Source organism: Microbacterium sp. Be9, assembly GCF_011754135.1.
Classification (GTDB): domain Bacteria; phylum Actinomycetota; class Actinomycetes; order Actinomycetales; family Microbacteriaceae; genus Microbacterium; species Microbacterium maritypicum_A.
The window spans coordinates 28,323-52,208 of the sequence record NZ_WNWT01000008.1; the positions used below are offsets into that span (position 1 = coordinate 28,323).

General features: G+C 65.7%; 26 protein-coding genes. 15 read left to right on the plus strand and 11 right to left on the minus strand.

The window, feature by feature from the left end:
* Positions 1 to 302 precede the first annotated feature (302 nt).
* The 10 genes from GLO27_RS18990 to GLO27_RS20180 form a co-directional block, all read right to left on the minus strand.
* Complete coding sequence (locus GLO27_RS18990; protein ID WP_167256512.1) at positions 303 to 941, minus strand: hypothetical protein; 639 nt, start codon at positions 939 to 941, stop codon at positions 303 to 305.
* A 5-nt stretch (positions 942 to 946) separates the two neighbouring features.
* Positions 947 to 1,321, minus strand: coding sequence for a hypothetical protein (locus GLO27_RS18995; protein ID WP_131493879.1), 375 nt, complete (start codon positions 1,319 to 1,321; stop codon positions 947 to 949).
* A gap of 4 nt (positions 1,322 to 1,325) precedes the next feature.
* Positions 1,326 to 1,772: a hypothetical protein gene (locus GLO27_RS19000; RefSeq protein WP_208323989.1), complete on the minus strand. Its 447-nt coding sequence runs from the start codon at positions 1,770 to 1,772 to the stop codon at positions 1,326 to 1,328.
* Positions 1,769 to 2,191, minus strand: coding sequence for a hypothetical protein (locus GLO27_RS19005; RefSeq protein WP_167256516.1), 423 nt, complete (start codon positions 2,189 to 2,191; stop codon positions 1,769 to 1,771). The genes GLO27_RS19000 and GLO27_RS19005 overlap by 4 nt, the downstream gene beginning before the upstream one ends.
* Before the next feature lie 134 nt (positions 2,192 to 2,325).
* Positions 2,326 to 3,213, minus strand: coding sequence for a hypothetical protein (locus tag GLO27_RS19010; protein ID WP_167256518.1), 888 nt, complete (start codon positions 3,211 to 3,213; stop codon positions 2,326 to 2,328).
* Complete coding sequence (locus GLO27_RS19015) at positions 3,210 to 4,076, minus strand: hypothetical protein (protein WP_167256520.1); 867 nt, start codon at positions 4,074 to 4,076, stop codon at positions 3,210 to 3,212. Before GLO27_RS19015 ends, GLO27_RS19010 begins: the two co-directional genes overlap by 4 nt.
* Positions 4,073 to 5,713, minus strand: a complete 1,641-nt coding sequence (locus GLO27_RS19020; RefSeq protein WP_167256522.1) for an ATPase, T2SS/T4P/T4SS family — start codon at positions 5,711 to 5,713, stop codon at positions 4,073 to 4,075. Before GLO27_RS19020 ends, GLO27_RS19015 begins: the two co-directional genes overlap by 4 nt.
* Complete coding sequence (locus GLO27_RS19025; protein ID WP_167256524.1) at positions 5,713 to 6,543, minus strand: hypothetical protein; 831 nt, start codon at positions 6,541 to 6,543, stop codon at positions 5,713 to 5,715. Before GLO27_RS19025 ends, GLO27_RS19020 begins: the two co-directional genes overlap by 1 nt.
* Positions 6,543 to 7,226, minus strand: coding sequence for an SAF domain-containing protein (locus GLO27_RS19030; RefSeq protein ID WP_167256526.1), 684 nt, complete (start codon positions 7,224 to 7,226; stop codon positions 6,543 to 6,545). The genes GLO27_RS19025 and GLO27_RS19030 overlap by 1 nt, the downstream gene beginning before the upstream one ends.
* A 97-nt stretch (positions 7,227 to 7,323) precedes the next feature.
* Positions 7,324 to 7,455, minus strand: a complete 132-nt coding sequence (locus tag GLO27_RS20180; protein ID WP_279588036.1) for a hypothetical protein — start codon at positions 7,453 to 7,455, stop codon at positions 7,324 to 7,326.
* A 33-nt stretch (positions 7,456 to 7,488) separates the two neighbouring features.
* Here GLO27_RS20180 and GLO27_RS19035 point away from each other — a divergent pair, with 33 nt between their 5' ends.
* A complete protein-coding gene (locus tag GLO27_RS19035) occupies positions 7,489 to 7,809 on the plus strand; it encodes a helix-turn-helix transcriptional regulator (RefSeq protein WP_167256528.1) in 321 nt (106 codons plus the stop codon).
* A 70-nt stretch (positions 7,810 to 7,879) separates the two neighbouring features.
* Here the strand turns inward: GLO27_RS19035 and GLO27_RS19040 are convergent, their stop codons facing one another.
* A complete protein-coding gene (locus GLO27_RS19040; protein ID WP_167256530.1) occupies positions 7,880 to 8,650 on the minus strand; it encodes a hypothetical protein in 771 nt (256 codons plus the stop codon).
* A 230-nt stretch (positions 8,651 to 8,880) separates the two neighbouring features.
* Here GLO27_RS19040 and GLO27_RS19045 point away from each other — a divergent pair, with 230 nt between their 5' ends.
* The 14 genes from GLO27_RS19045 to GLO27_RS19110 all read left to right on the plus strand — a co-directional run bounded on the left by GLO27_RS19045 (position 8,881) and on the right by GLO27_RS19110 (position 23,780).
* Positions 8,881 to 9,183 (plus strand): hypothetical protein, encoded by a 303-nt coding sequence (locus tag GLO27_RS19045; protein WP_017831610.1) that lies wholly within the window; start codon positions 8,881 to 8,883, stop codon positions 9,181 to 9,183.
* Complete coding sequence (locus tag GLO27_RS19050) at positions 9,180 to 10,187, plus strand: conjugal transfer protein (RefSeq protein ID WP_167256532.1); 1,008 nt, start codon at positions 9,180 to 9,182, stop codon at positions 10,185 to 10,187. The genes GLO27_RS19045 and GLO27_RS19050 overlap by 4 nt, the downstream gene beginning before the upstream one ends.
* A complete protein-coding gene (locus GLO27_RS19055; RefSeq protein ID WP_017831612.1) occupies positions 10,184 to 10,477 on the plus strand; it encodes a hypothetical protein in 294 nt (97 codons plus the stop codon). The genes GLO27_RS19050 and GLO27_RS19055 overlap by 4 nt, the downstream gene beginning before the upstream one ends.
* Positions 10,478 to 10,486: 9 nt before the next feature.
* Positions 10,487 to 11,089: a hypothetical protein gene (locus GLO27_RS19060; protein WP_167256534.1), complete on the plus strand. Its 603-nt coding sequence runs from the start codon at positions 10,487 to 10,489 to the stop codon at positions 11,087 to 11,089.
* Position 11,090: 1 nt separating this feature from the next.
* Positions 11,091 to 13,652, plus strand: coding sequence for an ATP-binding protein (locus GLO27_RS19955; RefSeq protein ID WP_243844956.1), 2,562 nt, complete (start codon positions 11,091 to 11,093; stop codon positions 13,650 to 13,652).
* The gene (locus GLO27_RS19070) at positions 13,649 to 15,772 is read left to right on the plus strand and encodes a hypothetical protein (protein WP_167256536.1); all 2,124 of its coding nucleotides are present in this window, start codon (positions 13,649 to 13,651) and stop codon (positions 15,770 to 15,772) included. Before GLO27_RS19955 ends, GLO27_RS19070 begins: the two co-directional genes overlap by 4 nt.
* Positions 15,769 to 16,887, plus strand: coding sequence for a M15 family metallopeptidase (locus GLO27_RS20350; protein ID WP_167256538.1), 1,119 nt, complete (start codon positions 15,769 to 15,771; stop codon positions 16,885 to 16,887). Before GLO27_RS19070 ends, GLO27_RS20350 begins: the two co-directional genes overlap by 4 nt.
* A complete protein-coding gene (locus GLO27_RS19080) occupies positions 16,884 to 17,402 on the plus strand; it encodes a hypothetical protein (protein ID WP_167256540.1) in 519 nt (172 codons plus the stop codon). Before GLO27_RS20350 ends, GLO27_RS19080 begins: the two co-directional genes overlap by 4 nt.
* Before the next feature lie 67 nt (positions 17,403 to 17,469).
* Positions 17,470 to 17,742 carry a hypothetical protein gene (locus GLO27_RS19085; protein ID WP_167256542.1) on the plus strand — a complete coding sequence of 91 codons (273 nt, stop codon included), beginning with the start codon at positions 17,470 to 17,472 and terminating at the stop codon, positions 17,740 to 17,742.
* On the plus strand, positions 17,739 to 19,898 hold the full coding sequence (locus tag GLO27_RS19090; protein WP_167256544.1) for a cell division protein FtsK: 2,160 nt from the start codon (positions 17,739 to 17,741) through the stop codon (positions 19,896 to 19,898). Before GLO27_RS19085 ends, GLO27_RS19090 begins: the two co-directional genes overlap by 4 nt.
* Before the next feature lie 74 nt (positions 19,899 to 19,972).
* Complete coding sequence (locus GLO27_RS19095) at positions 19,973 to 20,233, plus strand: hypothetical protein (protein WP_347878416.1); 261 nt, start codon at positions 19,973 to 19,975, stop codon at positions 20,231 to 20,233.
* Positions 20,234 to 21,281: 1,048 nt separating this feature from the next.
* A complete protein-coding gene (locus GLO27_RS19100; protein WP_167256546.1) occupies positions 21,282 to 22,055 on the plus strand; it encodes a hypothetical protein in 774 nt (257 codons plus the stop codon).
* Between the two features lie 217 nt (positions 22,056 to 22,272).
* A complete protein-coding gene (locus GLO27_RS19105; RefSeq protein ID WP_167256548.1) occupies positions 22,273 to 23,178 on the plus strand; it encodes a ParA family protein in 906 nt (301 codons plus the stop codon).
* Positions 23,175 to 23,780, plus strand: a complete 606-nt coding sequence (locus tag GLO27_RS19110; RefSeq protein WP_167256550.1) for a hypothetical protein — start codon at positions 23,175 to 23,177, stop codon at positions 23,778 to 23,780. Before GLO27_RS19105 ends, GLO27_RS19110 begins: the two co-directional genes overlap by 4 nt.
* The last annotated feature ends 106 nt before the right edge of the window (positions 23,781 to 23,886 follow it).

Sequence of the window (23,886 nt, forward strand, 5' to 3'; positions counted from 1 at the left end):
GTAGCACTGGATGTCGTTCGCCCACCAACCGCCGTCCTTCGAGCACGGAACCTCTCTCGGCTCGCCCTCCTTCGGCGTGTATGTGCAGGTCGTTGGGCCTGGCGTGAAATCAGCCGGCCCCGTACCTGGAGTCTCTGAGCCCGGGCCTCCGGGAACCTCTACCTCGACATCGCAGACGACCGTTCCCTCATCGTTTGTGTGGCAGTTGTTCCCAGCCGCCGCTGGAGCCGAGATAGCTACGGAAACCGCGATCACCGCGGCGAAACTCACAAGGACTGCCGCGCCTCGGCGCAGCCATCTAGTCAGCACAGCGGCGCCCCTTCCTGTCCCACCAGGTCGATCGTGTCGCTGATGAACCAGCCCTCGTAGTCGGGGCTGTAGAGCATCACGATCTGCTTGGGGAAGCTGCCCTTGGGGATGTCGGTGTTCTCGACGCCATCGGTCAGGAACGTCGTGCCGGTGTTGTCGCTGCAACCGAACAGGTTGACCGAACCGAGAGGATCTACCTCTCCAGTGCTCTGGTTCGTGAGCGGCGCCACGTATGACAGCGCCTCATTGGCCTGCCACCCGAAGGGCTCGCCCTCCACCGAGGTCTTCTGCTCGACCTTGCTCTTGTACGTGTCTTCCATCAGCGTCGCCATGCGGGTTCCGGGCCACACGAAGTTCTCGAGGTAGTCCGTTCCCAGCTCGGAGTCTGCGAGGAAATCGAACCGGGCCTGCTGGAAGGCGGTGTAGGCGGTGTTCGCGGCGGCCACGGCCTCTGCCTCGTCCTTCGGAGCTCCGACAGGTGCCTGCGTGGGCGCTCCGGTCGGCTCCGCGGTCGGCGTCGCGCTCGCCGTGGGCGTCTTGGTCGGCGTCGGCTCGCTGGGCGTGCATGCCGTGAGCATCATCGCGGTGACGGCGAGGACTCCGGCGATGGTGGTTGCTGTGCGGCGGTTCATGATTCTCAGTTTCCGATCAGTCGGGCGGAGCCGGTTGCTTCGACGGGGATGGACGGGAGTCCGATGGGTCCGAGCATATGAGGCTCATATGTCATGTTCACGGTGACGGAGACGGTATCTCCGGTGACGGTGACGGTTCCTCGGACGTCGGCGGAGGCGAGGTAGTTCTGTGCGGCGGTGGCCGCCATCTGCGTGGAGAGGTCGAAGGCGTCGCCGTTCGTGCTGGTGCCGGTAGCGGCGTTGGTCCCGGCTCGAGCGGCGCTTTGCGCGATGGTGAGGGCCTGCTGCAGCGTCTGCATCTTCCCGAGGGAATCGGTGGCGAGGCCGGCGAGCATGACGAGGACGATGAAGATCATGACGTACCAGGTGAGGAACTTCACGGGGTCACCTCTCTCGGTAGGGGTCGACGGGACTGTGAGCGGTCTTCTCGATGGTGAAGGTGCCAGGAAGAGGGATGCCGGGCATCACGAGGTCACCGGTGGAGACGGTGCAGGTGATCGTGGCGGAGACGGTTCCTGCTTCGCCGAGGCCTGTAGTGAGACCGTTGCCGCCAACTCGAACGTTCAGGTCGGTGCAGTGGACGTTGTCGCCGAGGACGACCTGAGCTGCGGAGATGGCGTGCGGGACGGCGTCGCCAGCACGAGAGAGCGAGGCGTCGCGGGCTGCAGCGTAGGCGGCAGCCTGGACGGTGTTGTTCACGTATCCGTGTCGGCCAAACAGCAGGATGAGGCTGACGAGCGCGACTGCGCCGATGCTCATGATCGTCCAGCCGGGGAGGTCGTCGAGATCTCCCCGCTCGTCACTGAACAGCTTTCTGAGGAAGGTCTTCATGGTGCTGGCACCCACCTCTCAACAGGTCCGGTGAGTGTGTACGTCGCGGGAGGGATCAGACCGCCGGGGATGACCTCGGTGGCCTGCCCGGTGATCGTCACGGTGACAGACTCCGCCGTGCGGTTGACCGTCACCACGGGGTCGCGAAGAGTGCCCGGCATGGACTCGAGCAGCTGGATAGCCGCTGCCTGTCCCGCTTCAGGCGTCGACTCGTATGAGCGTGCGACCGTGTAGGCGGACTGGGCAGCGATCTGTGCGGCGTTGGAGGCGGTCCACCAGACGAAAACCTGGACTCCGAGCAGCAGCAGGAACATCGTGCCGATGATGAGCACGACGGTGCCAGCCCACCCGTCTTCGCGCGAGAACTTCGCGAGAAGACGGGTGAGCCATCCCTGCTGCTGTCGGATTCGCATGGTCATCCGGGCAGCACGCTCTGGATGTAGCTGAGGCCCCACGGGCCGAGGAAGCCGATGATCGCGAGGCCGGCGAGCACGCCGCCGACGATCCAAACGGCCTTCCAGGGGATTTCATCCATGATGTTTCCTTTCGTTGGTCAGATGGTGAACAGGCTGTAAATCGGAGGGAGCAAGACGATGAGGATGACGGGGAACAACGTCATGTAGACCGGGAGTCCGCTGCGCTTGGTGATCTTGTTCGCCGCGTCCTCATCGGCCGCCTCGACGAGCGTCCGCAGATTCTGATCGGTGGCGAGCAGCTGGTCGCGAAGGCTGACCCGAGCCTCGGAGAGACGCATCGTGCGGCCGAGCTCGATCAGTGACGGGATCTCGATCTGAGCGCCGAGACGCTCGATCGCGTCCCACTTGGTGGTTCGAGTGAGCTCGGCCCGCGCGTACTCTCGGCGGATCCGCCGGAACACCCAGGTGTCCGAGACAGATGCAGCGTCGTTGAGAGCGGTGTCTGCGGTGGTGCTGCCGAGCAGCGCCACCGCGACGAGCTTGAGGTAGACGCTGACGAATCGGGTGAACTCTCGACGGGCAGCTGCCGCACGCGCCTTCACCTGCCCGTCGGGCATCATCCACATGATGAGCGCCAGCACGGGGCTGACGAGGAGGGGCAGCGGGAACGGCTGCCCCGTGAAGACCTGTGCGAGGAGCGACAGGACGACAGGTGCGAAGAGGCCGAGGATCGCGAGCTGGAACTTGCGCGCGAAGAACCGGGAGACGGGGATCTCCAGAAGGTCGAGATCTCGGGTCGGCGGCGCAAGGAACTTCACCTGCGGGAGGTTCTGCGAGAGCCAGCTTCCGATCCGGTCCCACTGGGAAAGCGGAGGGCTGCTAATGGTGGGGGCCACGGAGGCTTCACCGAGACGAACGAGTGCGTCGCCAGCTCGGACGGTGCGCGGGGCCAGGACGAGGAGAGCGATTGCGAGCCCTCCCCCGACCAGGAGGCCGGGGACGGCGGCGATCAGGGTGGGGTTCATGCGCCGACCTCCGTCGAAACCGGGGCACTGAGGAATCGAGGCTCAGGGGGTACCCGTGTGATCGCACGCGCCCAGACCATCAGCCCGACGAACGAGCTGAGGATGAGCCCCAGTGCCACGCCCCCGAGGGGAGTCCGGTAGAAGTCCATGTTTCCGGTGCCAGCGAAGAAGACGAGCATGACCAGCGTGATTCCGACGATCCAGGTCATCGAGATCATCGTCTCGCGCGGCTTCTTCCGCTCTCCCTCAATGAGGATCTTCTGCTTGGCGGTGGCGCTCAGACCTTCCGAGACGCTCTCGAGTGCTTTGGAGAGGCCGCCGGCGTTGAACTCTGCAGCCTGGATCAGGTAGATGGTGACCTCGTCAGCATGGGAGTTGTCCAGCTCATCGGCGAACGCGCGGAGGGCATCAGCCGTGGACCAGCTGGAACTCATCCGCGTGTAGAGGCGGTTGACCGGAGCCTTGAGCATCTGGGGCACGCTGCCCTGGGTGATCCCGATGACCTCTCGCAGAGTGAAGGCGCCGGTATCCGCTGTGCTCGCGAGCGATCGCGCCCAGTTCTCGAGGGCGAGGATGAGGTCGCGTTCGTACGTCGACGGCTTTCCGAGGAGAGCAGGCACGATCGTGATCGCGGCGGGGACGACGATCACCATCACCGGGAACCCGGAGATGATGGCGGCAACGATCCCGAGGATGCCACCGATGATGAGGCCCGTCTTGGTCTTCTTGCTCACCTGGCCCCAGCGGGTGCTGAGAGACGGTTTTGTCGGTGCCTGCTTCGGGGGCGCGGGGCGGAAGTAGAGCACGAGCATGATGAGCCCGCCCACGAAGACCACACCGGCCAGGGAACTGACGAGGATCATCCGAGGATCTCCTTCTCCCAGCTGTACCCGACACGACGGAGCGATGCTTCCAGCTGCGTCGACGGTTTCTCCGGGTTCGTCCAGTCATCGATGTCCGCGTCGTACTTGAAGAGGTTGGCGGCCATCGGGTACCCGTCGCTGAGATTGCGAGTGACCTCAGCAACCTCCGTGACCACGCGGCGACGAGTGCCGTCAGGGTTCTCGAGGAAGTCGATGTAGACGATGATGTCGATGCTGCGCTCGATCTGGCGCAGCGGGACGGTGTCATCAGACAGGCCGAGCTCGCTCATGAGCACGTCGGCGAATCGGTGGATGGTGTCATCCGCGCTGCGCGCGTGGATGGTCGACATGGAACCCTTACCGGCCTGCATCGCCTTGATCGCGATCGGCCCCTCCGGCCCACGGATTTCGGCGAACAGGATGCGCTCGGCGCTGGATCGCAGCGCGAGCGAGAAGCACTGGTCGAGCGAGAACCCGGCTGCGCTGTCGGCGCCGGCGGACTGCGGCGGGATGTACTGCAGATCCTGCACCTGCCAGTGCCGCTCCGGCATCTTGTTGAGGTACAGCTCACGCTCGGTTTCGATCGTGACGATCTTCTCCTGGGGGCGGATCGTCGACATCAGTGCACGGAGCATCGTCGTCTTCCCGGTACCCGGGAACCCGGCGACGATGACGCACAGGTTGGCGCGAGACACGGCGGCCATGAGATCCGCGATCTTCTTAGAGATCGTTCCGTTGGCCACCATGTCGGCCAGCGCGACGTCGACGAGGTTGTGCTTTCGGATCGTGACGTTGGTGTCCGTGGTGATGCCGACACCGGTCGCGGACATACGCGCGCCACCGATGTCGAGGTCGAGGTGCCCGTTCGGCTTGGTGAACGTGCGGCCTCGGTGCGATGCGATCTCCGCGATCAGATCCTCGAGGTCTTTGTCGTCCTCAGCGATCGGGCTGCGACGTTCGCGGATTCCGTTGGACTTGGTGACGACGACGTTGGCATAGCCGACGATCGAGACGTCTTCCACGTCGGGCTCGCGGAGGTACTGCTGCAGGCGTCCATAGCGGTGCGCCTGGTCGAAGATGGCCTGTGTGTAGTGGGCCTTCTTGAGGTCGGTCCAGTCGTGATCCGAGCCCTTCGCACCAGCGATACGGGTGGTGTACCGGTTGATGATGATCTTGATCTCATCGATCGTCCGCTGCTCGAACTCATCTTCCGGGTCTGCGGAGGCGGTGGCGACGTCGAAGGATCGGCGCGACCGGCCGATCGACTCATCGGCCGCGGTGAGCTCGCGAGTGAGCTGCTTGACGATGTTCCAGTCCACCTGCAGGTATCCGTCAGCGCGGATGGCGGCGGTCTCGCGACGGCGAGAGCGTGCGCGCAGCTTCTCCTCATCCGGTTCGGTTCCAGTGGGGAACGCGGCGGCAAGGTCGACCGAGGTTGCGTACGCCTGCTCGAGCTGTTCGCTGTCGGTGTCGTCGACGAGGTGCAGGGGCGGTCGGCCTCCGGTCATCGCTGCCAGCAGGTGGTGGTTGCCAGAGGTCGGGGCAGGCTGCGCGGGAGGGGCAGCGATGCTGCTGGGGCTGAGCATGTCGCCGAGGAACGGGCGGGTGGCGATCTCGATATCGGGCTGGTCGGTCATCAGCTGACGCTCCTCTGATCACGGTGGCGCAGCACCCAGAGATCCTGGGCGACACTTCGGATGGCCCGTCGATACGCGTTCTTGTTCGGCTTGGGGTCGGGGCGTCCGTGTGAGAAGACGGCGGCGCCGTCCGGGTCATGCGGCAGCGTGGACACGACGGGGAGAACGTGGGTGCCGAACTCCTTCGTGGAGACTGCTTCTGCTGCAGGGGAGGTGAGCAAGGTCCAGTAGCGGTCGCCGGCGAAAGCACGTGCGCGCTGATTGATGTCCGGCAGCTCGAGCCGACGGTAGGCCCTGTTGAGATCGATCATGGATGAGCTCGCTGTGACGAGAACCCAGTCCGCTGCGTCGAGAAGAGGCAGACGAGGGTCGTCGACGTCCAGGTGACCGAGGTCGATGATGACGTCGATGCCGCCGTCGTCGAGACCGCTGAGCAGGCGTGGGAGCTTGTTCCACAGGCCGCGGACGCCGTCGACGATGGCGTAGTTCACGAACCCGGGAATCACCCAGAGCTTGTGGCCGTCGGGGATGGACGGGATTGACATGTCCGGGATCGGCGGCAGATCGTGGACAGGGATCGCGATCTGGTAGTCGCCGTCTAGGAGGTCTTCCGTGTCGAGGGCGTTGCGCGCGAGAGCGAAGGCGAGCTTTTCGATTCCGCCGTCGGTGGTGCGCAGGTTGGATCGGAAGAAGCCGGCCATCAGTGTCGAGACGGCGCTCGTGTCGGCCTCGAGCAGGAGGACGGGTCGCGGCCAGTGCACGGCGAGTGCCGTTGCCGCAGTCGTGACCCCGGGGGCTCCGGCGAGGCTGGTGAGGGCGATGATGGCCATTACTTGTCCCCCGGCGCGAGGTAGAGAGCGATGGAACCGGCAGCACCCTTGCTGGTGACCCCGGGGGCTGCCTGGGTCGCGACGTAGACGTCGACGACGACGTCGTTGCTGTTGGGGATCGGGCGCACCTGGGAGACGACAGCGGGGATGGTCTGGTCCGCGGTGACCTCGACATCGGCAACGCCCTGCGCCGGAACGGGAACAAGGATGACGTTGTCTCCGGCGGTGAGCTGCTGGGCGGGGAGCCGACCTGGCTGCAGCGTGAGTCCGATGAGCGCCTTGCCGTCGGGGACGGTGAGGCCGGTCGTGGTGGAAGTCTTGGTGATGAGGCCACCTGCCGGAATGTCGACGGCGGCGATCGTTCCGAGGATGTCATCCGCCTTGGTGGCGGAGATGGCGGTGGTGTTCTGCCCTGCGGCGATGGAGATCGTCGTGAGGTCGTCCTTTTCGATCGTCTGGCCGCGGGTGATGTCTCCAGCGGCGACGAAGACCTGAGTCGCGTTGCTCGCGGCTTGGAACATGAAGATGCCGCCCAGGGCTCCGAGGAGGAGGAGAGCGAGCGCTGCGAAGCCCCAGATCCCGGAGCGACGGGTACGGACAGGTTTGACGGCCGAGGAGGCGTCCTTGGATGCGGGGGCCGCGTCCGGGGTGCTCGGGCTGAGCGGGGGTGCCGTGATGGTCACGTCGTGTCCTTCCGTGAGGGCTTCTACCTAGAAGGGGTGCTCTCTCACGTCTGGAACCGACAAACTGATCCAATGTTCGGTGCCACCCCCCGGTGGTTCAGCCCAGCCTACAGGCTTTCATGTTTTTTGAAAGCCGATAGGCGACTAAGCCACCTTCTTTAGCGCCACCTTCAGGGTAAACCGCTTCGGCGTTATATCGGTGGTCGGTGGCGATCATCGCCGTGCTCACGGCTGATCGTTACGTGGATGCCACAATGGAGACGTGATCCCCGACTCTCCCGACAACCGCGCCAGCGTGCTGCGCGCCTTCGGGATCCCCGCACTGCGGGCAGGGATCATCCGGGCGACCCTGACGCGTGGCTCTGTAACCGCGCAAGACCTGATGGAAGATCTGCAGGTTGGGCGAACCACGCTCATCGCGCACACTCAGGCGCTGGTCGATGCGGGGATCCTCGTGCAGGAGAGTGACCCGTCCAAGCTGGGCGCCCGATCGGGTTTCAACCGGCTGGTGTGGCGCGTTGATGAGCAGGCGCTGCGTGAGCAGCTCGATCTGTTGGCGACTTCTCTCGGCCTGACCCGGTGAGTACAGAGAGCGGCCCCCACCTCGACTGAGATGAGGGCCGCTGATCAGGCGTCTCGCTGTTCGGTCTTCGTCAGAGGATCTCGCCGAAGGCGACGCGGAGACGCTGCCGTGAGCGCTTGATGCGCTGGTTGATGCAGTCGACGGATACGCCGAGCTCCTGAGCGATGTCTGTCTGCTTCTCCTCACCGAGCGTGACGCGGGCCAGCAGCGCGGTCTCTTCGCGGGTGACGATGCCGTTGTCGACGCCCCAGGAGAACAGTCGCACGGCGAGAACCTCAATCGGCTGTTCCGGTCCACTCCATCCGCCGGCGACCGCCTCGAGGACATCGTCGCTCACGGGGGTCGTGCAGTTCGCGACGACCAGGTCGTTCTGCGTCTTCTTCGGGCTGAGCAGTCGCAGCAACCCCATGGTGAGGTTCGCGTGCACGCGACGACGCAGGTGCAGCTTGTACTGGCTGATCATCTCCCAGGCCATGCTGATCGCGTACCCGACGCGGTCGGCCCGGTCCATGTCGCCGAGGCTGCGGACGCGGTGCGCCATCCGCTGCGCGGCCGGGAGGAGGAGCTGCACGAGCGTGCGCTCGGCGATGCGGTCACCGGTGTGAGCGAGGCTGATCAACTCGATGAGAATGGCGTCCTCTTCGGCCAGGTATGCGTCCCGGTCGCTCGAGCTGATCTGCTTGCTGCGGGCAGCGCGGTGCACCTGGTGGATCTCCTCGAGCAGCTCGCCGCAGAGGCGGATACCAAGGGCACCGAAGTAGTGCTCGCGGGGTGCGTGCGTGGTGGACCATTCGAGGTTGAGACGCGTCATCAGCGGTGCCGGCTGGATGGTGGAGGACATCGGAGCTCCCAGAGGTGTTGTGGACCTGATCGCCCTCGACGTTCCTCAGCGCGCGTGTACCCGTACGTGTATTAGCCCCTTCTTCGCAGCGTGATTCTCCGGCGAGTACACGCGCGAGATCCGCGTAATTCCGGGGAAGTTCACGTGTACCGGCGGACCCCGCGAACTTTTTCTCGATCTCTTTGTCGGTTTCGCCCGTTTTTGGCTGCCCCTTACGGGTAGGAGGGTCCATGCCGGGCCCGGGATCGATGGGAGAGATCGAGATGGGCTCACAGGCGGGTCGCGACGTGGAGGAGATCGGGCCTGAGCTTCTTGGCGAACTGAAGAATCAGGCCGAGGTGCTCGGGGTCTACGACGAGGGGCAGGACATCGCTCTCGATCTCCATGAGGGGCTGTTCGATCAGGCGACCAGAGAGCGGGCACTGGCCTTCCTCCAGTCCCGTCGGTACGAAGACGCCGCGGAGACCTACCAGCGCCTCACAACCGGTCCCGTCGACCTTCCGCAGCGCAACACCACGGACGGTGCGGCATGAAACTCTTCGGAAAGAAGAAGCCTGCCGAGGCGGCAGCCGAGGCACCCATCGACGACGGCGCTGCAGAGTCGGCCGGCTTCACGAACGGCTCCCTCCTCGGTTCGAAAGCCGTCACCGTCGTCGTGCTAATCGCGATCGCCTGCGGGCCGATCGCGATCGGCATGCTGGTTGCGCGCGGACAGGGATCCGCTCCCGTGGCGGCCGCGGCCGAGTCCAGCGACCTCACCCCGCTGCAGCAGGCAGCTGGATCCTTCGCCATCGGTTTCGTCGGCAGCTGGCTGTCGGCGACCAAGGAGGACAGCACGGCGCTGGAGACCTACGTCACCACCGCTCCCCCGGGACTCGGCGACATCCCCTTCGAGTACCGCAACATCGCCGTGGTGGAGACAGCACCCACTGAGGACGCCACCACGGTCACCGTCATGGTCGGCGCCGATGTGATGGAACAGGCAGGCGAAGACGATCCGGCATGGGTTCGCCGCTACTACGAGGTAGTCGTTGACACCGCATCCGACCGCCTCAGCGCTATCGGATACCCGGCGCCCGTTGTCGGCCCGCAGTCGACTGCGGGAGCCGCAGGGCTCGGACTCAACACGCAGCTCTCCTCCGACTCTCCCGCCGTCGAGACGATCCAGCTCATGCTGGCCGCGTACCTCATCGGCCAGGGCAGCACAAGCTCCTACCTGACGCCTGGCGTCACCATCCCCGCGATCTCCCCGGCACCGTTCGCCCTCCTGACCCCGGTGTCGTTCTTCGCCGAGGAGCAGCCGTCCAAGTCTCCTGCCGACGGTGACACGACCCTCGTGCAGGCTCTCGTGACCCTCCAAACCGCCGAAGGCCGCACGGTCACCGCCACGTACTTCGTCGACCTGACCGCTCGTGCTGGGCGGTGGGAAGTCACCAGCCTCAGCACCTCTCAGTCCTCTTCGACCGCCCAGGTCGATGAGTCCCCTGCACCCACCCCGTCATCGACCGATGACACCACCGAAGGAGAAGACCAGTGAAATCTCTCATCCAGCCACTCGCCGCCGGATTCGACCACGTCGGCACGCAGCTGATCGTCCACGCCGACGGCATCATCGGCACCGCCAACGGGTTCAACAACGAGCTGTACGCCCTCGTCGTCAACGGTGGCCTCACGGTCATCGTCGTCCTGTTCCTCATCACCGCGTTCAAGAAGGGCTTCAGTGCAGGTGCGGTTCTCGGCGGACTGTTCGTCGCCGGCCTGGCGTACTTCGCACTGAACGGCGGCCTCCAGCTCATCGGCAACCTGTTCCGCGGCGAATTCTCGTAGGCCCAGCCCATGAGTACTCCCGATGCCGAGCGGCCACGCGTAAGCCGCTTTTACACGAGCGTTCGCCGCATCCCCATCATGGTCGGGAAGGCGGGCAACACCCGTCTTCCCGGCGGGCCCTACTCGGTCCCGCAGTTCATCGCTGGTGGTGTCGTGCTCGTCATCGGGTGGAACACGATGAGCGTGTGGGGGCCGCTGTTCGGCACGTTCCCTCTCGTCCGCATCGTCGCACTGCTGGGGATGGCTGCCGTCGCCCTGTACTTGGCCGGCCAGCTTCCTTCGACACGACGCAAGATCCATCACATGGCCGCCGACACGGTGGGGGCGATCGCAAACCCCGCAGCGGGAACGCTGAACGGTCAGCCGATGAAACTGCGATCGCCCCATCGCCTCACGGGAACCGTCCTGATCGCGGGAGCCCCCGCCGTCGACGAGCCCGCACCCGTCCGCGTCGTCACCCCGAGCCCTGCACCGGTGGCGGTTCCCGCACCGTCGATCACTGCGGCTGCGGAAACTCCCCCGATCACCCTCGCCCCGTCCCCCACTGCCCCGGCTCGCTACGCGTCGGGGCTTGACCGTCTGCTCGAGCAGGCACGCACCAAGGAGAGCTGACATGCGCATCCCCGACATCGCGATCATGGGCCACCTGAAGTGGACGCGCACCGGCACCGTGTGGGCCACCTGGCGCCTCGACGGACTCCCCAAGGGCCTGGGCGGTAGCGAGCTCAACGACGTCCGACGCAAGATCCACCGCGCGCTGGCACAGGGCCTGATCGGCGAGTACATGCTGATGGGCTTCGGCGGCATCGTCTCCCCCGAGGAGATCGCGAACAAGATGCTCGCCGGCGTCGACGTCAGCGAGAACCCCGTCTGGGCCGAGGAAGTACTCCTCAGCATGGACGAGTTCGACATGCGCCCCAACGGCCGCCGGGAGTACTGGATCTCCGTGCCCCTGCGCGTTCGGAGCCTCAAGGACAAGGCCCGCATGGTCTACGGCTGGATGGAGCACTCCGTCCGCGAGACCGTGGCGCTTCCGCTGCGCGCCCCCTCGGCCGAGGAGATCACCTCAGCGATGCGCGCTGCAGCTCGTATCGAAGAAGCCATCCCGGCGTCCTTCATCCCGCGTCGGTCGACCCCGGCCGAGCAGCTGTGGATCGGCACCCACGCAATGACCCGCGGGCTGTACGAGAACCCGGCGCCGGCGCCCCGCGCAGACGAGCTCCCCCGAGGGGCCACAAAGGTGCTGATCGACGAGCACCTGCAGCACACCACCACACCGAAGTCGTACCCGCTCCCTCACCTCGACGAGGGCGGTCAGACCGACTCGAAGGGCAAGATCAGCCGCATCAACCCGCTCGCCAACCGCTTCCTCAAGGTGACGGACACCCGCACGGGTGCGGCCAGCTACCAGGTTCTGATGGCCCTGGCTGGCAGCCCTCGGGGTGGGTGGGATGAGGATCTCGACTGGGTCGGGGCGCTCGACGAGCTCGGCGTGAACGCCGACTGGGTCTTCCGGGTGCAGAGCCTGCGAGCCCGGGATGCGAAGCGTCGCAACGCCCGCGCAGAGATCAATCTCACCGACCAGATGGATCAGCAGGAGGGCACCGCGGCGATCACCGGATCCGGTGGCGACCTCGACGTCACTGCCCGCGATCTCAGCGAATGGCACCAGGCCCTCGGAGCGTCCGAGCGAGAGGTGGAGATCCAGGCCACGTTCATCGTTGCCGTTGCCGGAGACACCGCCGACGAAGCCACCGAGCGTGCGCAGTTCACCAAGAAGTACTTCGCCGACAACCTCGAGTTCCAGTTCGACATCCCCATCGGCGGTCAGGAAAAGCTCTGGTGGGCGATGTGGCCCGGGCACCCGTCCGAGCGCATCGTGAAGGAGTTCGCGGAGCTGACCACGGGCACGCAGTTCGCCTCGCTCGCCCCCATGACCTCCACGGACCTCGGAGACGGAACCGGCCTCCTCTTCGCCGACAACATCACGTCGGGAACTGAACCGCCGGTGCTCTTGGACTTGTGGGGACAGATCACGGGTGACGTCTCCGGTTCCATCGGCATCGCCGGTGAGCCGGGTGGTGGAAAGTCCGTCGCGATGAAGATCATCCTCGGCGCCGTGCATGATCGTGGCGGCCGGTTCATCGTCATCGACCGCACCGACGCCAAGGAGTACGGGGTATTCGCCGAGTCGATCGACCCGTCCCAGGCGACGATCGTCGACCTCGTCGCCCCGGAGTGGTCACTCGACCCGCTGCGCATCTTCGGCGCGAAGGCAGGCGCCAGCCAGATGCTCACGCTCTGCTCCGCCCTCCTCGGCGTGAAGGCCCGCTCCGCAGCGGGCGTGATGCTTGCCGACGTCCTCAACGAACGCAAGGCAGAGAACGCCGGGCTGACCAACGCCAACGCGCTCCTCGCCCGCCTGACCGAACTTGGCCGCACGGACGAGACAGCCCGCGAGCTCGCGGGTCTGATGAACCTCTACGCCGACACCGAGTACGGCGCCGTCCTCTTCGACAACGACCTTCCGCCGCTGAACCTCGCCAGCCGCGGCATCGTCTTCCTCACCCACGGCGTCGCCCTCCCCACCAAGGAAGAGATCGACAACGCGGCCATGTTCGACCAGCTGGGCCTGGACAAGCTCTTCGGGCACGCCATGTACGCGCTGCTGACCCGCATCGCCCGAGAGATCTGCTTCCGCGACAGCAACGAGCTCGCCGTGTTCGCCGCCGACGAGCTCGCACACGTGACCGCCAGCCCCCAGGGCCTCGCGGAGATCAACCGCTTCCTCCGCGACGGCCGCAAGCACGGCGCACCCGTTCTCGTGGCATCTCAGGACGCCCGCGACTTCGGCGACGAGATCACTCGCTCGCTCATCAAGAACCGGATCCTGACCCGTCAGACCGACTCCGTCGCGGCGAAGTCGAACCTCGAGTGGTTCCAGGAGGGGTTCAGCAAGAACCCCTCGAACGTGCAGACCGTCACCGAAGGCCTCTCACCTCTTGGCGCCGACAACAAGGTGCCGGTGGGGCGCCGCGGTGAAGCGCTCTTCCGTGATGCCCGAGGCCGCATGGGGAAGATCCGCACGCGCGTCTCCCGCCGCCCTGACCGTGCCGCGGCCACCCTCTCTACCCCGAAGACCGTCAAGCCCTCCACCGAGCAGGTGAACTCATGACCGTTATCGCACCCATCGCCCGCACCGCTGAGGGGACTCGTCGTCGCATCCGCCGTGTGTGGAAGTGGATCCGCCGCCACCCGCTGCGCACGGTGGCGATCCTCGTCGGCATCTGGACGATCACATCGATCCTCGGCGGCAACGTGATCCTCGCGTACGCAGCCGACGGAGACGCCGGCGCGACCCTGCCGTTCCTCGCCCCCATCGACGCCAAGGACAGCTCGGGGATCTCGATCGCCCAGTACGTGTCCCTGCCGATGGATCGTGGCGGCGTGTTCGACCCGATCAAGGCGTTCCTCGCGCAGACCGTCGACGCGATCTGGGTTGCGAACCTCACCGGCCTCAGCTGGGGCCTGTGGTTCATGCAGTTCATCGTCACCCTCGAATGGATCGACTGGATCGCCCCGCCTATCGAAGCAATCTTCCAGATGCTGTCGGGCCTTCTCTCGCAGATCGGATGGATCCCCGTCGGCCTCGCCCTCGCCGCGATCATCGGCTTCGTCGCCATCATGCGCGGCCGCGTCGCCGCGGGAGCGACGGACATGGCCATCTCTGTCGCTGCGAGCGTCCTCGCAGTCACCCTCCTCGCGAACCCGATCGGTCTGATCACCGGCCCTGACGGAGGCCTGCGCACCGCACAGGCATGGGGCGGATCCATCGCCGCATCGATCTCCAGCGGCGACGCATCCTTCCTCGACAAGATGCCCTCCCCCGACACCGCCCGCGAGGTCGTCTCCGAAGCGCTCATCGGTCAGATCATGGACGCCTGGGTGCGCTACCCCGCACAGGAGATCGTGTTCGGCCAGCTGCTCGAGGGCTCGTGCGCCACCGCGTTCAACGACGCGATGATCGCCTCGAAGCCGTTCGAAGACGGCGCCGCCGTCCGTGACGCGATTCGCCCCTGCGCCCCCGATGCCGCCGAGTACGCCTCCAACACCAACATCGGTTTCGTCATCACCGCCGGCATCGCTGCTGGAGGATCCAGCGCCCTGAACTTCCTGTCGCTCATCCTCGGGATGGTGCTGCTCCTCGCGTCCGGCTTCACGCTGTGGAGTGCCGGCAAGTGGCTGTTCTCCACCTACGCCGCGATCGCGCCAGGATTCGCCCGTCGTGCATGGTGGAGCTCGGCCCTCGGGATCCTCGCAGGCCTGTTCAGCATCGGCGCCAGCATCGTCCTGGTCTCCGGGTTCCTGTCCATCACCACCAGCATGATGATGGCGCTCGCAGAGACCACACCGCTGTCGACACTCGCGCAGATGATCGTCATCAACGCCGTGGTGCTCACGATGGCGATCGCGCTCATCTGGAACTTCCACAAGGCCAGGAAGGCCGGGGAGAAGCTCTCCGAGCGGCTCGCCCGTCTCGGCCTGGGCAAGTCCGCTGACCGCGCGCACCCGATCCGCGATCGCGCGCAACGCATGGCAGAGAACTACGTCTCCAACCGTCTGTCGTGGAACGCCCACCAGAAGGCCTCCACTGCTGCAGCCGCGGCCGCTGGAGCTGCTGCGGCAGCGACGGGCGGCTCTCCCGCGGCGGCCGCCACCGCCGCCTCCAGCGCGACCCCAACCCCCAGCCCTGCACCGCAGCCCGCGATCACCGGCATTCCCGCAGGAGCTGCTCCCGCGCAGCCGATGATCGAGCTCACCCAGACCGATGTGAAGAAGGCAGGCGGGGTGAAGGCTGCCGCGACGAAGCTGCTGACCACCGGCGCATCCGTCGCTCTCGCGGCCGCGACCGGCGGCACGAGCGCCGCGGTGCTCACCCTGACCAAGGAGGGCGGCAAGTTCGTCCTGCAGCGCGGCATCGAGCAGGTTGCCTCTCGAGGTGACAAGGCCACCGGCGACGGAGACAACGACGAGCGGCCTGCAGGGTCGTCATTCGCTGCGTACGGGCGCCAGATCGTCGTCGACGCTACGGGATCCAGCCAGATCGCAGCCCGCGAGGCACCGTCGCGCACGAGTTCCTACCGACCGAAGACACCCGTCAGCACCCCCACTACCGGGGCTGCTGCGGCCACCACATCGTCCGTTGTCAGCAGCGCGGCGTCGTCGTCCTCGAGCGCACTCCGCGCTCGTCTGGCAGCCGCCGCGGCATCCGCCACCACAGGAGGCGTCAAGTGAAGAAGACCGGCGGTGTCATCGCGGGGATCACTGCGATCGCAGTAATCCCCGCCGCGGTGCTCGTGTACTGGCTCGTCATGGGTATGACGGTGATCTTCGGCGCCAACGCCGCAGGGTGCTTCCCCAACGAGCAAGGCACGACCCAGACCGCTGAGGTCGACGTCGCCGGCGTCCCTGCAGGCCCGATCGCCGGATACAAGCACGAGCAGCTCGTCAACGCCGCCCACATCGTCATCGCCGCGCAGAAGCTCGGCATCGACGGCCGCGGTCAGGTGATCGGCGTCATGACTGCGATGGGCGAGTCCAGCCTCGTCAACATCGGCTACGGCGACTGGGAGACCAGCGGCGTGACGAACCCCGACGGCTCGGCGACATCCTCGATCGGTCTGTTCCAGCAGCAGAAGTGGTGGGGAACCAACGCGGAACGGATGAACCCGGAGACGTCGGCGACGAAGTTCTTGACCTCACTGCTCAAGGTCAGCGGCTGGGAGACACTGCAGCCCACCATCGCCGCACACCGCGTGCAGGGCAACGCCAACCCGTACCACTACGCGAAGTTCTTCGACGCGGCCAGTGAGATCGTCTCCACCCTGACCGGTCTTCCGCTGACCTCGGGCACCGACGCCGGCAGCTGCGGCGTCGGCTCCACAGGAGAGTACCCGGCAGCCAACGGCACCGAGCCCGGGGCGTGGGGTGGACACCAGAACGGCCGCATCCCGGAGAACCTCCTCACCCCGATCCCCTGGCAGCCCGAGTACAAGCTGCGCGGCGACGCGACCCAGGCGCTCATCCAGCTCAACGCGGCCTTCAAGGCCGAGTTCGGGTACGACCTCCCGATCAACGACGGCTACCGCGACTACCCCGGCCAGGTCGAAGCGAAGCGGAAGTACGGCAAGAACGCCGCCGAGCCCGGCACCAGCAACCACGGCTGGGCGATGGCGATCGACGTCGGTGACCGCGGGCACTGGGCCATCGGCTTCAACAGCCAGATCTACGACTGGCTCAAGCGCAACGGACCCTCCTACGGGTGGGTGCATCCGCCGTGGGCCGAACCCGGCGGGCAGGGGCCAGATGAGGCCTGGCATTGGGAGTACTGGGGAAAGGCAAGCGCATGAGAATCCACCTGATCACCGCAACGGCAGCCGTCGCCGGCATGCTTCTGCTCGCCGGATGCACCGCCCCCGACGACATCGAACAACCCACCCCGACCCCCACCGCGGTGCAGGGACCGGAGCGCCCCGAGGGATTCCCCACGCTGGGTGAACCCGTTGGCGAAGACAAGGCGGACTTCAAGAGCCAGCAGGAGGCGGTGGCGGCCGCAGAGACAGCGATGACCGCGTTCGTGTCACACGACCGCGACTACGACGCCTGGTGGGCCGAACTCTCCCCGCTACTCACCGTGGAGGCGCAGGTCGCATGGGCGTACACCGACCCACGCATGATCACCGTGACGCAGCTGACCGGCCCGGCAACCATCGTCGACGCTCCCAGCTCCACCCTCGTCATCGTCGACATCCCCACCGACATCGGCGTCTGGAGGCTCGAGCTCGTACGCGCAGCCGAGGTCGGCACCACCGGCCAGGGCGCCTGGAAGGCCTTCACCCTGATGCCGCCCGAAACCACCGAATAGGCAGTTTGTCGGTTAACAGCGCCCGCGCCCACCCCTTCTAAGTGAGAGCCCGATTCGAGGAGACATCGTGAAAGAGAACGACACCGACACCCTGATCTACATCCTGGCCGGGATGATCTTCGTCCCACCGCTGCTGGCGAAGTTCGTCCCGGGCGTGAGGGATGCCCTCGTGAACTGGCACATCCTCGTCACCGACAACGTGCTGATCCCCTTCCACGACGGCATCGGTCTGGATCTCCCCCGAGTGCTCATCGTGCTGTGCGTTGTGGGCGCGATCGTGTCTCTCATCGTGCTCCTGCTCCGCGCCCGCGCGGCCCGCAAGGAAAAGGCTGAGAAATGAGCCGCATGATCATCCCCGGGTCGACGCTTCCGCCACGAACGAAGCCGACTGCAGCTATCGCGATCGTCCTCTTCTCGACGATCGCGATCAGCATGTTCGCGTACATCACCTCCAACGCTGTCGGCGCCGTGCTCATCGGGATCCTCGGCGCCCTCCTGATCGCCGGCACCGTCGCGCTGTACCTCCGCAACCGTGAACGCCACGACGACGCAGACCTGTTCCTGCACCGGGTGCATGGGATCCTCGGCTGGCCAGACCCCCACCGCAGCCAGGTCGTGCCCTCGAAGTACCGCGGCGGTTGGGTGGGGAAGCCGACCCAGCTCAAAGTGGTCTACAACCCGCTCGCCGACGAGGAAGTCCCCGAGATGCTCGCGGAGATCCGTCGGCTCGCCAAGCGGCAGTTCGGATCCGCATTCAAGATCGCCAAGCACAAGAAGAGCACCGTCATCCTGGTCGCCTCCGGCACCTCCGCAGTCGAGCGCGATCGCGACGAGAAGATCGAACGCTCCAAGCTCATCGTCGCCAAGACCTTCGGCAGCAGCGCCAACACCACCGTCGCCACCGAGCCGATCACCCGCCAGGTCGACGGGAAGACAATCACTTCGACGAAGGTCACCCGCATCAGCGTCAAGTACGAGGTCGCCCCGAAACTCTCCCGCAGCGGCGTGCGCGCCTCCGTCGAGTCGCAGATCTCCGGCGTGCTCGAAGGCCGCTGGAGGGCGTTCTGGGATCTCCCCAACGACACCTTCTGGATGGAACCCCGCCCCGAGCTGCCGAGCGTCATCCCCAACCCGTTCATCGCCCCCGAAACCGTCGACCCTCTCGCCACCTACGACGACCTGGCCGTACCCGTCGCGATCGACGAAGACGGCAACGTCATCAGCTGGCGCCCCAAGCAAGATCCCCACTTCCTCACCACCGGGAAGACCGGTAAGGGCAAGACCGTCTGCGAGCTCGGCGTCATCGGATTCCTCGCCGCACACGGCTGGGAGATCTGGGGCATCGACGGCAAGCGCTTCGAGATGCTCGGACTGCGCACCTGGCCCAACGTCAAGCTCATCGCCGGCCGCATCGACCACCAGGCGCGCGTCGCCCACGAGGTCTACGAAGAGATGCAGCGCCGCATGGCCGCATACGAGGCCGGATCCATCCGCCTCGAGGAGTTCGTGCCGATCCTGTTCGTCATCGACGAGTTCAAGACCTTCCGCAACGCGTTGCTGCGCTGGTACCGGATGGTCAAGCCGCGCGGGGCTGCAGCACAGCCGCCTGTCCTCGACGAGATCAGCGACATCGCCTCCCTCGGCCGCAAGATGCGCATCCACATCATGAACGGCCTCCAGCGCCCTGACGCCGACTTCCTCACCGGTGACATGCGTGACAACTACACCTTCCGCGCCAGCTGGGGCCGCCTCTCGGCCGAGGCCGCGAAGATGATGTGGAACAACTACACCACCGGCACGACGATCCCCACCACCGCCAAGGGCCGCGGCATCGCTTACAACAAGCAGGGCCAGGCCGTCGAGGTGCAGGGCTTCTGGACGCCCGACCCGTACCAGACCGACGCCGAGCACCCCGAGCGGTGGGTGTTCCCCGGTGACCTGCAGCTCGTCGAGAACATGCGCCCCAAGAAGCGCATCCACGACATCATGAAGATCGTCGACCTGGAAGACGACGTCATCGACGTCGACGAAAAGGGCAAGCCGATCTACGCCGACTACGGCCACCACATGGCCACGCCGATCATCAACGCCGGCGACCCCGAGCTCATCGAGCGCGAACGCAAGATCCTCGGCGATGCCGAAGGTGACATCCGCCGCGAAAAGCTCGCAGCTCAGGTCGCTCTCCTCGAGCGCATCCAGATCGAAGAGGAAGAGCCGGAGATATCCGACGAGGCCGAGATGTTCAGCGGCTACTCCCCCGCCGTCGACCAGTTCCCCGAAGAGCTGCTCGTCGACGGTGAGCTCCGGGCCGAGGGCATCCTGATCCTCGTCGACGAAGACTCCGACACCTGGGGCCTGGCCGAGTTCGCCGAAGAGGACGAAGAGGACATCACCTTCTCCTACCGCGACTTCGCCACAGGAGACCCCGGTTCCAAGACCATCCCGACCGGTAACACCCTCATCACGCGCACGCCGCTCGAGGCGAGCGAGGTGTAAGCGGATGATTGACTTGCTCGACGCGCCGACGGTTAATCGTCGACACACAGACATATGTGTGCTTGTATGGCGACGTGAGCGACCCGATCGAACCTCAGATGCGAGAGAAGAAGCCTCGCCGCAAGATGGGTGCGCTCGTCGACCCCGTTCTTGTGAACTGGAGAATCGAGCGGACTACACGCGACCTCATCAACGAGCTTGCGAAGCGTTCACGCATGTCTGCCTCCGAGTTCGTCGAGCGCATGGCCGCGAACTTGGAGCTCACCGACCAAGGGATCCCCTCTTGGGTTCCGGAGCTCGATCGGGACGGGGAGCTGCCTATCGACAGCGCTTAACGCAAGAGGCCCCCTGCCGAAGCAGAGGGCCCGTTCGCTTTGGGTTCAGATCTCAGATGTTTGGCGACACTGATCTGAATTTTGTAGGAATCCGATTTGGCAATCGGCTTCCTGGTTCAGCACCGGGAGTGGACCCGGGGCTTTCTTATACCCACCAGTGGGCCTGGGAGGTGTTCTCATCGTACTCCAGCGCTGGAGTTACCGCCAGGATTTAGAGCCCAATTTTGCAAGCAGTTTGATTGAAAATTGCAAGCAGAATTCGCTCCCTGGCTACTCGCATTCAGGCATTCAAGATCCTCGCACGCCTGTCGAGGCGCAGTCGAACGCGCCTACAGCGGCGAACATCGATGCCGCACAGGCAACGCGTCGTGCTTCGCGACGTGTCGCCGGAGGGTGCTCGTCGTGGTCGTTGCCGGTTGAAGACGGCGCCTACGCGGCTGTGCCCGCGTGGCGGTCACGGTCAGCGTGGATGAGCTGGGTCGTCGAAGAACTCGCCTCTCCTCGAGGTGTGGAGCTATGCCGCGGGAAGATCAAGGCGGACACGGTCATCATGGTGGCTCGCGACGATGCATCGACGGCAGATTCCACCTCCGGCCGTGGCGTCACGACGTCGAGGGAGACGGTCGCGAAGCGGCTAGGGATGTCTGGCCGGCACGTCGGTACCGCCAGGAGGATCCTCGAGGCCATCGGAGCGTCCGTGACGATCGTGCGCGGCCGCCACCTCTCCCCCCAAGAACGTTCCCTGGCGCGTAAGGTCCACGGTAGCTACCAGGAGTCCGCAGGATCCGTCCGAGCCCTCACCATGCCCGCCCTCACCACAGAAGCCCACACGGACGATCCTCGTGGCGCTGAGCGGGTATCCGAAGCCGTGCCTGTGGATACTTTCCACCTACCCCGCAGGGGTTCGGTTAACAACACCCCCCCTGTCCAAAAGTACTCACCAACACGCGCTGGAGCGCGCGAGAAGGCCGCTGCGCGGCCGAAGCTGAAGAGGAAGTCACATGCACGGTCCCCGAGAGCACCTCGCGATCTCGAAACACAACGGTTCGTGTGGGCTATCGCCCAGCGATTCCTGCTCTCAGACGGCTCCGCACCCCGCCCAGGCGCCCCGCTGCGCCCTGGAGTACTCCGCGGCGGCCGCCACATCGGCAACCTCGCCCGGATCCTCGAACGAAACCGCATCACACCGCGCCGCTACACGGCCCAGAGCCTGGCTGACGCTCTCCAGCGCCTCATCGAAGCCGGGAAGCTTCGCTCCCCTCGCCATGAGGAGCTGCGGGATCCGCTCGCGCACTTCGCGTGGACGCTCCGGCGCCTGACCGAACTCACCGAGGGCGAGACCACGCTCGAGCGGATCCGTCGCGAGGATCTCGAACGAGCCGAGAAGCTCCGCCAGAGCACCCTGCAGGAGCTGCCGACCCCGGAGGAGCAGGCGGCAGCGCGCGAAGCCGCACGGGCGTTCTTCGCCTCCACCAGGCGGCTACGGAAGCCGATCGCGCGCGAGCGCCGTACCGACGTCGTCGAGCTCGTCACCACCATCCTCGGCCGAGGCATCCGCCTGTACGACGCTCCCGCAGCCACTCAAGAGCTGGTCGGAGACCTCACGACCATGCACAAGCAACTCACGGCTGACGGCTGGCAGCTGACGACAAGCCACGCTGCCCTCACCTGGACACGGGAAAGCGAACCGGCGGTTGAGGTCACGCTCAGCCCGTCCCTCCCCCACACCGTCACGGCCGTCACCTCTCAGCTCACCCCGGGCACTCCCCTCGCTGCCGCCGTGGATCGAATCCACGACCGCCACGCGACACGCGGCAACTAACGCTGGACATCCACCTACACTTACCGCCATACTTAAGGCCATAAGGTAGGCGTTACGTCACGAAGGAAAGCTAACCATAATTCACGAAGTGGATACGGCAGGACGTAACGCAACAACAACCGCACGAAATCGAGCAGGAAAAATAGCGTGTCGAACCGCAGGACTTCGCGCTAGCTCTCATACGTTGAAACAAGCAGAACTACTGAAGGAGATACCGATGAGTATTGAGCGTTGCGTGAGCGTCGCCCAGGGCAAGGGAGGCGTCGGCAAGACCAGCGCCACCGCCAACGTCGCCGGCATGGCGGCCGCCTCGGGACTGCGAGTACTCGCCGTCGACCTGGATCCGCAGGGCAACCTGTCCCGGGAGCTCGGCTTCGAACCCGACACGGGGGAGTCCCTCTTCAACGCGTTCCTGACGAGCATGCCGCTGCCGCTGCTCAAGAACGTCCGAGAGAACCTCGACGTGGTCCCGGGAGGCGAAGCCGTCGGAGATGCCCCGGCTGTCTTCGGAGCCCGTGAACAGCGCGGCGCCGAAGGCCTCGACGCGGTCCTCGAGTCGAAGCTCGCCGCGATAGCCGACGACTACGACCTCATCCTCATCGACACCCCTCCTGGCGACAGGATCCTCGTGGAAGCCGCACTGTCCGCATCCGTCGCCGTGGTCATCCCGACCCGATCGGACGAGGCCAGCATCGACGGCGTCGAACGTGTCGCCGCTCGGTTCGTGGCCGTGCGCAAGCGCAACCCCAACCTCCGCCTCGCCGGCGTCCTCCTCTTCGGAATCAACAGCCGCTCCCGCCGCATCGAACGAGACGTGCGCAACAGCCTCTCCGGCATCGTCGGGGACTCCGCACCGATCTTCCACACCATCATCCGAGACCACCAGGCCGCAGCCGTCGACGCCCGCAAGCGCGGTCTCCTCGTCCACGAGCTCAAGCAGGCCTCGAAGGCCGACAAGACCGCCCGCATCCAGGCGCTCAAGAGCGGCGAGAAGCCCGTCGACGGCCTCTACGCGCAAGACCCCAGCCTGCTGGCCGACAACTACAAGGAGTTCACCAAGGAGCTCCTGCAGCGCGTCGGTGAGCTCGAGCAGGACCGTGAAGCAGAAGGAGTCCTCGCATGAACGCCCCCGAGATCAAGAGGAGCAGCCTCGCCGACGCATTCAAGGGCGCCGGCAGCGAAGACGCAGCTGAACTCACCGGCCTCCTCGCACCCCGGAAGCCGTCTCCGCCGCGCGAGGCAGCCACACCGGCGGCTACCAACCCCGACACGTCTGAGAGCACCCCGAAGGCTCCTGCAGCTGAGCCCGTTGCCGCTGTGACGCCGGCGAATCGTGAGACCGCCCCGGCCGATCCGGCCAAGAACAAGGTCGACAACGTGCCCGCGTACATCAACCCGGTCGTCCTCGCTGCGGTTCGCGTCGCCCGTCGTGAAGGTATCGCTGCGGGCGAGCCCGACAAGACGTATGACGAACTCCTCGTCGACGCCCTCGAGAGCGTTCCCCTCGAGGAGATCCGGGCGATCTTCGCACCTGAGGATGCCGAGGCTGGTGGGCTGCTCCAGCGCCGCAAGCGCCGCTCCCGTGGCGCCGGCGGCACGCAGATCCAGCTGCGCATCACCGGGGCACAGGAGGACGAGCTCACCGAGCTGGCCGCATCCGTGGGTGCACCGTCGCGCAGCGCGTTCGTCAACGAGGTTTACCGCCTGGCGTTCCTCAAGGAATAGACCCTCCGTGCGTCAGCATCCAGGACGAGCAGGAGGATACCGCGGCGAAGAGAGGCCCCGAGTGCTTGCTTTGTGCTTGAAAAAAGCCTGCAGGATTCGCCGGGTT

Bases quoted from the DNA above. Each gene is read 5' to 3' on its own strand.
- GLO27_RS18990 (WP_167256512.1), bottom strand. From the start codon at position 941: ATGAACCGCCGCACAGCAACCACCATCGCCGGAGTCCTCGCCGTCACC.
- GLO27_RS19000 (WP_208323989.1), bottom strand. From the start codon at position 1,772: ATGAAGACCTTCCTCAGAAAGCTGTTCAGTGACGAGCGGGGAGATCTC.
- GLO27_RS19005 (WP_167256516.1), bottom strand. From the start codon at position 2,191: ATGACCATGCGAATCCGACAGCAGCAGGGATGGCTCACCCGTCTTCTC.
- GLO27_RS19010 (WP_167256518.1), bottom strand. From the start codon at position 3,213: ATGAACCCCACCCTGATCGCCGCCGTCCCCGGCCTCCTGGTCGGGGGA.
- GLO27_RS19015 (WP_167256520.1), bottom strand. From the start codon at position 4,076: ATGATCCTCGTCAGTTCCCTGGCCGGTGTGGTCTTCGTGGGCGGGCTC.
- GLO27_RS19020 (WP_167256522.1), bottom strand. From the start codon at position 5,713: ATGACCGACCAGCCCGATATCGAGATCGCCACCCGCCCGTTCCTCGGC.
- GLO27_RS19025 (WP_167256524.1), bottom strand. From the start codon at position 6,543: ATGGCCATCATCGCCCTCACCAGCCTCGCCGGAGCCCCCGGGGTCACG.
- GLO27_RS19040 (WP_167256530.1), bottom strand. From the start codon at position 8,650: ATGTCCTCCACCATCCAGCCGGCACCGCTGATGACGCGTCTCAACCTC.
- GLO27_RS19045 (WP_017831610.1), top strand. From the start codon at position 8,881: ATGCCGGGCCCGGGATCGATGGGAGAGATCGAGATGGGCTCACAGGCG.
- GLO27_RS19050 (WP_167256532.1), top strand. From the start codon at position 9,180: ATGAAACTCTTCGGAAAGAAGAAGCCTGCCGAGGCGGCAGCCGAGGCA.
- GLO27_RS19060 (WP_167256534.1), top strand. From the start codon at position 10,487: ATGAGTACTCCCGATGCCGAGCGGCCACGCGTAAGCCGCTTTTACACG.
- GLO27_RS19955 (WP_243844956.1), top strand. From the start codon at position 11,091: ATGCGCATCCCCGACATCGCGATCATGGGCCACCTGAAGTGGACGCGC.
- GLO27_RS19070 (WP_167256536.1), top strand. From the start codon at position 13,649: ATGACCGTTATCGCACCCATCGCCCGCACCGCTGAGGGGACTCGTCGT.
- GLO27_RS19080 (WP_167256540.1), top strand. From the start codon at position 16,884: ATGAGAATCCACCTGATCACCGCAACGGCAGCCGTCGCCGGCATGCTT.
- GLO27_RS19090 (WP_167256544.1), top strand. From the start codon at position 17,739: ATGAGCCGCATGATCATCCCCGGGTCGACGCTTCCGCCACGAACGAAG.
- GLO27_RS19105 (WP_167256548.1), top strand. From the start codon at position 22,273: ATGAGTATTGAGCGTTGCGTGAGCGTCGCCCAGGGCAAGGGAGGCGTC.
- GLO27_RS19110 (WP_167256550.1), top strand. From the start codon at position 23,175: ATGAACGCCCCCGAGATCAAGAGGAGCAGCCTCGCCGACGCATTCAAG.